At 65.7% G+C, this 9,084-nt stretch carries 5 protein-coding genes; 3 read left to right on the top strand and 2 right to left on the bottom strand.

Annotation, left to right across the window (positions count from 1 at the left end):
- On the bottom strand, positions 1-5,297 hold a 5,297-nt coding region (locus VA603_RS00025; RefSeq protein WP_323437575.1), incomplete at its 3' end, for a CshA/CshB family fibrillar adhesin-related protein.
- Between the two features lie 819 nt (positions 5,298-6,116).
- Between VA603_RS00025 and VA603_RS00020 the strand changes: the two genes are divergently transcribed.
- The 3 genes from VA603_RS00020 (at position 6,117) to VA603_RS00010 (ending at position 8,425) form a co-directional block, all read left to right on the top strand.
- Positions 6,117-6,380 carry an SH3 domain-containing protein gene (locus VA603_RS00020; protein WP_323437574.1) on the top strand — a complete coding sequence of 88 codons (264 nt, stop codon included), beginning with the start codon at positions 6,117-6,119 and terminating at the stop codon, positions 6,378-6,380.
- Positions 6,381-6,466: 86 nt separating this feature from the next.
- Positions 6,467-6,991, top strand: a complete 525-nt coding sequence (locus tag VA603_RS00015) for a hypothetical protein (RefSeq protein WP_323437573.1) — start codon at positions 6,467-6,469, stop codon at positions 6,989-6,991.
- A 489-nt stretch (positions 6,992-7,480) separates the two neighbouring features.
- Positions 7,481-8,425, top strand: coding sequence for a hypothetical protein (locus tag VA603_RS00010; protein ID WP_323437572.1), 945 nt, complete (start codon positions 7,481-7,483; stop codon positions 8,423-8,425).
- A gap of 281 nt (positions 8,426-8,706) precedes the next feature.
- Here VA603_RS00010 and VA603_RS00005 read toward each other — a convergent pair.
- Positions 8,707-9,084, bottom strand: a 378-nt coding sequence (locus VA603_RS00005) for a serine hydrolase (RefSeq protein ID WP_323437571.1), incomplete at its 5' end; no start/stop codon positions are given.

Raw genomic sequence — 9,084 nt, 5'->3', positions numbered from 1 at the left:
ATTCCTGTGGCGCCATCATCGTCGGCCACGCGCATCGAGCCATCGACATAGCTGAAACCGGTCGGCGGGGTGTCCACCACCACGCCGTTGCGCCAGTCGCTGCCCCCCACGTTCTCCACCACCAGCTGGTAGCGCACCAGGTCACCGACCTTCACCCGGCGCGGGTTGGCGCTCTTGGTGATGCGCAGGGCGAAGTCGGACACCACCTTGTGTTCGGTTTCGCAGCTGCCGCATTCCGGCGGCTGGCCACCGTCGGGGTACTCGCCCCGCAGGCGGTTGCGCACCGTGGCGAATGCCTTCTCGTTGACCGTGGCGGTGTAGGTGAACACATGCTGCCCGGGCGTGGTGCCCGCCGGCAGCGTGCAGACCACGTCCGCGCCCTGCTGCACGCAACCGCTGGGCAATGCGTCCAGGGTCAGGCCCGGGTCGGGCGTGTCCAGCAGCTGCAGTGGCTGCCGCAGCGCGGCGTTCTCGATCGTCGCCGACAGGGTGTAGCGCAGGCGGTCACCGGGGCGTACCTCGCTGCCGCTGGCCGGGTCCGCCTGCTTGGCCAACACCACGCGCGGTTCGGCCAGCGGATGCTCGGTGCTGCAAGTGGTGCAGGTCGGCGGGGTGCCACCACCGCCCTGCCCGACCACCACGTTGCCGATGGTGCCACGCGCATCGGCGGCGACATGCGCCTGGTAGATGATGCTGTAGCTGCCCGGGGCGGTGCCGGCGGGCAGCGTGCAGACCAGGCTGGCACTGCAGCTGAACGCGCCGGCGGCGGTGACCGCGTCGAACACCAACCCGGCGCCGAGCGTGTCGTCCAGGCGCACCGGCTGGCTGGTCGAGGCGTTGAGCACGTCCACCGTCAGGGTGTAGCTGATGCTGTCACCGGCCTTCACTTCGGTACCCGCGGCCGGCACCGAACGCTTGCCCACCTGCACCTCGGTGGCGCGCAGGGTGTGCCCGGTGCTGCAGTCGGCGCTGCAGCCCGGGTTGTCGTTGCCCGTCGCCAGCACCGTGTTGCGTACGCTGCCACTAGCCTGGGCATTGACCCTGGCATGGTAGGCGACCGGATAGGTCCCCGGCACGGTCCCGGCCGGCAGGGTGCAGACCAGCGGGTTGGCCGCGTTGCAGGTGAACGCGCCGGGCTGGGTCACCGCGACCAGGTCCAGGCCGACGCCCAGGGTGTCGGTCAGGGTGACCACGTCACTCGTCCGCGAATCGCTGACGACCACCTCGACGCGGTAGTCGACCGTGTCCCCCACGCGCACCGGCGAGGCCGTGCCCGAGGTCTTGTGGTAGCTCACCGATGCCGCACGCACCGGCGTGGTGGTGCTGCAGTTTGCGGTGCACGGCAAGGTGCCCGTGCCGGTGCCGGTCACCGCGTTGGTGACCGCTCCCTGCGCCTGCGCGTTGACCAGGGTGGTGTACTCCAGCGCGTAGGTTCCCGGCACGGTGCCGGCGGGCAAGGTGCACACCAGTGGATTGGCGGCATTGCAACTGAAGCTGCCTGCGGAGCTGACCGCTTCGAAATCCAGCCCCGTGCCCAGGGTGTCGGTCAGGGTGAACACCGCCGTGGTGCGCGAGTTGCGGATGATCGCCGTCAGCGTATAGGTGATGCGGTCGCCCACCGACACCGGACCGGCCGGCATGGATGCCTTGTGGTACTCGATCTCGGCAGCGTTCACCGGCGTGGTGGTATCGCAGTTCGCGGTGCAGGACGGGTTGTCGCCACCGCTGCCGAGCACCGCGTTGGTCACCTGCCCGCTCGCCTGCCCGTTGACGGTGGCGGTGTAGCTCAGGCTGTAGCTTCCCGGCGCGGTGCCGGCCGGCAGGGTACACACCAGCGGATTGCCGGGCGTGCAGGCGTAAGCACCGGCACTGGTGACGCTGCCGAAGTCCAGCCCGGCCCCGAGCGTATCGGCCAGGGTCACCACGTCGCTCGTCTGCGAGTTGGTCACCACGGTGGTCAGGGTGTAGGTCAGCACGTCCCCCACCGATACCGGGCCGGCGGTGTTGACCGACTTGGCGTAGCTCACGCCCGGCGTCGCCACCGGCGTGGTGGTGTCGCAGCTGCCCGAGCAGGAGGGCGTGTCCGGCCCGGTGCCGGTCACCACATTGCGTACCTGCCCGCTGGCCTGGGCATTGACGACGGTGGTGTAGGTCAGGCTGTAGGTGCCCGGTACGGTGCCCGCAGGCAACGTGCATATCAGCGGGTTGCCCGTATTGCAGGTGAAGATGCCCGGGCTGGTGACCGCCACGAAGTCCAGGCCCGTGCCCAGCGTGTCGGTCAGGATCTCCAGGCCGGTGGTGCGCGCATTGAGCACCGTGACCTGCAGCGTGTAGGCGATGCTGTCGCCCACCACCACCGGCCCGCCGGTGGATGCCTGCTTGTTGTAGCGCACCAGCGGATTGGCCACCGGCGTGACCACCTCGCAGTTGCCACAGGCAGGATTGTCCGGGCCCGTGGGCACCACGCCGTTCTTCACCGAGCCACTGGCCTGGTCGTTGACGACCGCGGTGTAGGTGAGCGGATAGCTGCCTGCCGGGCTGCCGGCGGGCAGCGTGCACACCAACGGGTTGGAAGCGCCACAACTGAAGGCGCCCGCGCTGGTGACGCTGCCGAAGTCCAGGCCGGTGCCCAGCGTGTCGGTCAGGGTGACCACGCCGGTGGTACTGGCATCGGCGACCACCAGCGCCACGGTGTAGGTGATGGTGTCACCCACCACCACCGGGCCACCGGTAGCGCTGGACTTGGACACGGTGATGCGCGGCGCGCCCACCGGCGTGGTGGTGTCGCAATTGCCGGCGCAGGCGGGGGTGTCGGGCCCCGTGGGCACCACGGCGTTGCGCACCTGGCCGCTGGCCTGCGCATTGACGGTGGCGGTGTAGGACACGCTGTAGCTGCCCGGCACGGTGCCCGCCGGCAGCGTGCATACCAGCGGGTTGCCGGCCGTGCAGTTGAACGCGCCGGCGTTGGTGATGCCGCCGAAATCCAGGCCGGTGCCGAGGGTATCGGTCAACGTGACGATGCCGGTGGTGCGGGCGTTGGCCACCACGACGGTCAGCGTGTAACCGACGCTGTCCCCCATCACCACCGGCCCGGTAGTGGTGCTGGCCTTGGATACGGTGACCTGCGGCGGTGACACCGGCGTAGTGGTCGTGCAGGTGCCGGAACAGGTAGGCGTCTCGTTGCCATTGCCGACAACGGTGTTGACCACCTGGCCGCTGGCCTGCGCGTTGACCACCGCGCTGTAGGTCAGGTTGTAGGTGCCGATTGCCGTGCCGGCCGGCAGCTCGCACACCAACGGATTACCCGCGGTGCAGTTGAACACGCCAGCGCTGGTGACGCTGCCGAAATCCAGGCCGGTGCCCAGGGTATCGGTAAAGGTCACGGTGTCGCGGGTGGCACTGTCCTCGACGGTCACCGTCAGCGTGTAGCTGATGGTGTCGCCGACGTTCACCGGCCCGGCCGTGTTGGCCTGTTTGCTGTGCCGCACGCGCGCGGCCGGCACGGTCACCGGGTTCTGGGTGCAGTGGTCGGTATCGGTACAGCTCGAGCCGGGTTCCGGGGTCACGCCCGTGTTGAAGGGGTCATGCCCGCCCCCCACGCTGGCATGGTTGACCAGCGTGCCGACGGCGGTGGGCAGCACCGTGACCGGCAGTTCGATGGCACTGCTTGAACCCGGGTTTCCCGCGGCGGCCAGCACCTGGTTCGAAGTACAGGTCACGCGCTGCCCGCTGGCCGTGCAACTCCAGCCATTGTTTGTGTACGTGCCGCTCCATCCGGGCGCGATGCCCGCTGGCAGCTCGTCCAGCACGGTGATGGTGCCGGGCTGCACGGTCGGCGGATTGCCGGTGGCCACATCGGACGTATTGCTGACCGTCAGCGTGTACGTGGTGCCGGGCTCGCCGTAGTTCCAGCTGCCGTCGCCGCTGTTGTTGCTCTTGGTGATGCGCAACGCCGGTGCGGTGATGGTGATCAGGTGATCCTCCACTTCGCCATCATCGGCCACCCCGATCGGTTGCTGGATCTCCGCGGGGTCGGTGGCATAGCGCAGGCGCACGTAGCTGGTCCCGGCGACCACCGTCGCCGGCACGGTCCAGCTCAGCGTGGCGCTGCCGCCGCTGCAGTCTTCGATGCTGCTGCGCTCGCCGTCGTCGAACTGGCCACTGCGGTTGAAGTCGATCCAGCCGGCCACGCGCCCGTTACCCACGCACGCGACCGGCTGGCTCACCACCGTGCCGGCCTGCATGACGGTCAGCCGGTAGTTGGCCGGCCAGGCATTCTCCTCGTTCGGGTTGCCAGCCGGGAAGTCATCATCGCCACGTGCATCCACGCTGTAGCTGCTGCGCTGTTCGGTATCCGGGCCCATGCTGCCGAGGTAGTCCACGACCGGGGGCGCCAGGCCACCGGGCGTATAGCCGGCCGTGTTGATGTCCAGGTTGGTGGCATTGGCGGGGATGTTGTCGTTGCGGAACTGCAGGTCATCCACCACATGCATGGCATCGCCATAGCTGTTCGGTGCATCGCCAAAATCCGCGTAAGGCACCAGCAGGCCGATGGCGATGGCGGTGGTACCGCCGCCGCGGAACTCGAAGTCCATGCCCACTGCCAGGTTGCCTGGCGTGTAGGCGGCATTGTCGAAGCTGAGGAACGTCACCGCCGCCGTGTTGTTATCGTTGCCCGGCCCGAAGCGGATCACCTCCTCGGCACCGTTGAGCGACTTGGTGACGCGATACGCGCCTGCGCCGACGTTCTTGCGCATCTCCACCACGTTCCAGGTGCCGTCGGCCGTGGCCTGGACGTACTCGACGCCGGTATTGATCGATTCCGCATCCGCCATCACCACGCCACGCAGGCGATAGGGCGCGCCGCCCAAGGTCGACACGCAATTGATGCGGAAATTGGCCACGCCGCCGGTGCCGGCAATGCCCGCGATCAGCTGGTTGGCGTTGCCGGTTCCCCCGATGTTGTACAGGTCGTCCAGGCTGTCACCGCCGAACGCACCGGGGCGATAGCTGCTGAGCGGGACGCCCGTGGCATTGGCCAATGTACAGGTCACCTCCAGATTGAAGCCGGACGCTACCGGCATCGAGATCGACGAGGCACTGCCATTGCCCAGTAGTACGCCCGGCGTGCCGCGATCGGTGCCGCCGCCCCAGGTCAACCACAGCACCGTATTGCGATAGGGACTTGAGCCTCCGGTGGCGTATGCCGCGGCCCACGCGGTGGACGGCATCGCGAAACAAAGCGCCAGCACCAGCAGCCCCACTACACGCCAGGCCAACGCCAGGCACGGACTCACACGGGTGGATCGAACGTTGAAGCCGCGCGACCGGACGCGCGGTGCCATCGACTGCCACATGCTGTCATCCCCTTCTGCACCCCTCTCGAGGCGCATTCGCCAACTCGATTGAGACAGACCCCGTTTGAGACAGACTGCTTTGACGTATCAATGCTGGCGCGTGTGACACTCCCCCTGCGCCCGCGCTCGGATGAACAACTTCGTTCCGTCCGATGCCGAACCCGCACGACACCCGGCGCCATGAAGCGCCAGCCCGTGCATGGCCTGGCAGAACTCCCCGATCATCCGCCGCGGTGATTTCAGTCGGCCACGGCGGCGATTTATCCATACCGCCGTGGCACATGGATACACACTTTCGGCAAGGGCGTCGTGAAGACCCAACTTCACCGCCGATACGGGATACGTGCCGCAAAAACCGCCTGAAACAGGCATTACCGGCGTTGATGCGAATTCAGGAATTGCAGAACACCGACCCATGCCGAACGGCATCACGCCGCCATCACATTGCCAAACGCGACAGCCACGTTGGTCGAAGGCTTGCCGCTGCTTCATTCGCAGAGGCAGCGCCCCATCGAGCAGTGCAATCCGAAAAAGCCGAAGTGGAGTCGTGCTCCAAATGGGACGCGGACTATGTCCCAGCGCTGTTCGGGACTGCCTTGCTTCCGAAGGAACGCGCTACAACGAATAAAAAAAGAAGCACGACAGTTTGGAAGCACCCGAGATGCTCCGGCTGCGGGAGCATGCGCAAGGGGACCGCAAGCAAGCTATCGGCTGCAGAGTTGCGCCGGGACAAAGTGATGCTGCAGAACGTCCTCCAGAATGGCTTGGACACCGGAGCCTCGTGGCCCGGATCAATGTCGATGCAACCTGCAGGAGACGCACATGGAAGCCCGGCAGTATCGCGTCATTCGAGGCCATACCAGCGAGTACCCCAATCCGATCTCTTTCACCAAGGGCGCACTGCTCGTAGTAGGCGAAAGGCATGAAGGTCCTGAAGGCTGGGACAACTGGCTGCTCTGCGACACGCAGGGACAGAAAGGGGGTTGGGTTCCGCTCGCGAACCTCAGTGAGGGGAGGCAGTAAGCCTCCCCTGCCCAGCATCCGCTGCTTTCCCTAAACTCGGGTCGGCATGCAGCATTCCTGTTGCTTGCCAATGCTGGAGGCATTGAATGGGGCGGCACACATACAAGATCCTGGCAGCGCTGCTGCTTCTGGCCGGCGGCAGTACATACCTGTGGGTTCGGCAAGAGGACGGATCGAATCGGCCCGCGCCATCGCAGGCTGCGTCGGTCGATTCGGGGCAATCGAGCGATGCCAGCGGCATCGCTGAGCAACCCGGCGGACTGGCGCATCATTGGGAGGCAACGTTCGCCAGCGGCGATGTGGACGCCATCGTTCTTGCGTTCAAACAAGCCAATGACTGCCTTCTCTACCATGCCGCGGTGAATGGCATGCGTTCCATGCTGGAGGATGAAAGGCGGGGAGACCTGTCGAACGAAACCGTGGAAACCCTGCGCATGATGGACGCGGAGAGCGCCAGATATGCCTTCGTGGTCGAGCGGCTGGAAGGGTTCTGCAAGGGGTCCGACAAGAGGCAGTTGGCCCGGGCAAGAGGACGGATCGAATCGGCCCGCGCCATCGCAGGCTGCGTCGGTCGATTCGGGGCAATCGAGCGATGCCAGCGGCATCGCTGAGCAACCCGGCGGACTGGCGCATCATTGGGAGGCAACGTTCGCCAGCGGCGATGTGGACGCCATCGTTCTTGCGTTCAAACAAGCCAATGACTGCCTTCTCTACCATGCCGCGGTGAATGGCATGCGTTCCATGGGGTCGCAAGAGGACGGATCGAATCGGCCCGCGCCATCGCAGGCTGCGTCGGTCGATTCGGGGCAATCGAGCGATGCCAGCGGCATCGCTGAGCAACCCGGCGGACTGGCGCATCATTGGGAGGCAACGTTCGCCAGCGGCGATGTGGACGCCATCGTTATGCTGGAGGATGAATGGGGCGGCACACATACAAGATCCTGGCAGCGCTGCTGCTTCTGGCCGGCGGCAGTACATACCTGTGGGTTCGGCAAGAGGACGGATCGAATCGGCCCGCGCCATCGCAGGCTGCGTCGGTCGATTCGGGGCAATCGAGCGATATCGCTGAGCAACCCGCTTGCCAATGCTGGAGGCATTGAATGGGGCGGCACACATACAAGATCCTGGCAGCGCTGCTGCTTCTGGCCGGCGGCAGTACATACCTGTGGGTTCGGCAAGAGGACGGATCGAATCGGCCCGCGCCATCGCAGGCTGCGTCGGTCGATTCGGGGCAATCGAGCGATGCCAGCGGCATCGCTGAGCAACCCGGCGGACTGGCGCATCATTGGGAGGCAACGTTCGCCAGCGGCGATGTGGACGCCATCGTTCTTGCGTTCAAACAAGCCAATGACTGCCTTCTCTACCATGCCGCGGTGAATGGCATGCGTTCCATGCTGGAGGATGAAAGGCGGGGAGACCTGTCGAACGAAACCGTGGAAACCCTGCGCATGATGGACGCGGAGAGCGCCAGATATGCCTTCGTGGTCGAGCGGCTGGAAGGGTTCTGCAAGGGGTCCGACAAGAGGCAGTTGGCCCGGGTGCTATCCAATGCCCTCTTCGAAGCGGCCGTCAGGGGTAACCCGGACGCACAGACCTGCTTCCTCCTGATGGGACCTACGCCCTGGCTGGGGAGCAGGCTAATCACGGAAGAAGCCGCAGAGATCGAACGTCATATCCGGCACACTTCCGGATTTACACAACAGGCCTTGCAGCGGGCGGACCCGCGCGTATCCGTGCAAGCCCTCCACAGATACGTGAATACACCCAACGGGCATGCCTCATGGACGGACACGGTGCCAATGCCCGATCCGGTACTGACGTGGCGCGGTGCCCGTCTGGCAGCGCTGCGGGCCCTGCCCGACCAACGCGCCGACGTGGAATCCCTGCTTGCATTGTTCGTCAAGACAGGCGCGCTCTCACCTGCCGACATTCAAAGCGCCGACCGCTGGGCGCAGGACACGTTCGAAAGGCAGTTTCGTGGGGAGGGTGCCATCAACGTGTGCTCCGCTGTGCCGTGCTACTCGTCGCCGGAGCTGGCGCCCTAGCTTTCACTGCGAAAGAGCAAACCGCCAGTTAGGGCGCTGCAATACGGGCCAAGAATGCCTCCCCCTCCTCTCCTGGCCAGACCAGGCCGTCGAAGTGCCCGCAGAAGAACGTTCGGCCAAGAAGAGGATTTCGGTCAGGATTCGAGTCCTTGAATCGCGCCAGCGCAGTCCAACAAGAAAGGCGCATTGCCGAAAGCCGGCCGTGACCCCAGCTTCTCCGACGTCCCTTTCGATGATGGAATGTCGCCGGTGCATCGCGCCGAGCGGCCCTGCGCAGGGTCCTACTTCAGCGCCGGCGCCTGGAACGTGCCGCCGTAAACGATCCCGACAATGGTTTCGAGGAAGGCATTGGTCGGAATCCGCTCCCCATTCGTGGAGTAGGCAATGGCGGTACCGTCCTGCGGGTCGTAAATGACCCGGGAATGCGCACCGATGACATCACCGCCGTGCCCGAGGAACGTGTTCTCCCCGTACACGAACTCCGCCAGCCCCATCCCCCAGCCCTTGCCCGGCGCCGGCGCCATCAACGCCAACGTCTCCTTCCGCACGAGTTCGCCATTGAACAGGGCGACGATCAGTCGGTTGAGGTCGCTGGGGGTGCTGGCGATGTCGCCAACCCCGACGACATTGTTGAAGTCCACTTCCTTGATTTCGCCCCA

Origin of the sequence: Stenotrophomonas capsici (assembly GCF_034961085.1) — a bacterium.
Lineage (GTDB): Bacteria > Pseudomonadota > Gammaproteobacteria > Xanthomonadales > Xanthomonadaceae > Stenotrophomonas > Stenotrophomonas capsici.
Note: the sequence above shows the minus strand (reverse complement) of the source record. Positions and strands in the feature narration are given on the sequence as shown.

What these genes read in the sequence shown, in the direction of transcription:
- VA603_RS00020 (WP_323437574.1), top strand. Translation starts at nt 6,117, where the DNA reads ATGGCTTGGACACCGGAGCCTCGTGGCCCGGATCAATGTCGATGCAAC.
- VA603_RS00010 (WP_323437572.1), top strand. Translation starts at nt 7,481, where the DNA reads ATGGGGCGGCACACATACAAGATCCTGGCAGCGCTGCTGCTTCTGGCC.
- VA603_RS00015 (WP_323437573.1), top strand. Translation starts at nt 6,467, where the DNA reads ATGGGGCGGCACACATACAAGATCCTGGCAGCGCTGCTGCTTCTGGCC.